This is a genomic window from Methylobacterium sp. E-065 (genome assembly GCF_022829605.1).
Classification (GTDB): Bacteria; Pseudomonadota; Alphaproteobacteria; order Rhizobiales; family Beijerinckiaceae; genus Methylobacterium.
In genome coordinates, this window is sequence record NZ_JAKSYD010000304.1 from 1 (window position 1) to 674 (window position 674).

Genomic DNA, 674 nt, shown 5'->3' on the forward strand with positions numbered 1-674 from the left:
CTAGGGCCTGTCGTCGCCTGAACGGACTGGCGGGGCTTGCGTTTCCTCTCTTCAAGGCAGGAGGGATGATGCTGAGCGACGCGCAATGGTCTGAGCTGGAGCCGCTGGTCGAGGCGTGCCGTCCGAAGGCCAAGACGCCACCGCAGGACCTGCAACGCACGCTCTCGGCCATTCTCTGGCGGCATCAGAACGGGGCGAAATGGCGGGCTATTCCGGAGGATCTGGGTCCTTGGTGGCGGGCCGCACAGATCTTCATCCGCTGGTCCCGTGCTGGCGTCTGGGAACGGCTCCTCAGCCTCGTGCAGGAGCGCGGGGTTCAGCTCGGGATGGCGTTCCTCGATGGCACGACCATACGCGCGCACCAGAAGGCGGCCGGGGCCGCCAAAAGGGGGGATCTGGGGCCGAGCGAGACACTCGTGAGGCTCTTGGCCGATCGCGTGGCGGCCATGGCACCAAGGCTTGCGTGATTGCCGACGGGCGGGGCCGCGCCATCGCCTTCCGGCTGGCACCGGGGCAGGCGCACGAGCTGCCTCATGCGGTTCCATTGCTCGACCAACTGCCAAGCGTGCCCAAGTGGGTGGTCGGAGACCGCGGCTACACCAGTCACGCCTTCCGCGAGCACATCTGGGACATGGGTGCGCGCCCCGCGATCCCGCCTCAGCGCCATGAGACCC

Annotated in this window: 1 pseudogene; it reads left to right on the forward strand. The window is 68.0% G+C overall.

What is annotated here, in order from left to right:
- Positions 1–68 precede the first annotated feature (68 nt).
- Positions 69–674 (forward strand): annotated as a pseudogene (locus tag MKK84_RS35345) (IS5 family transposase); the annotation flags it as partial.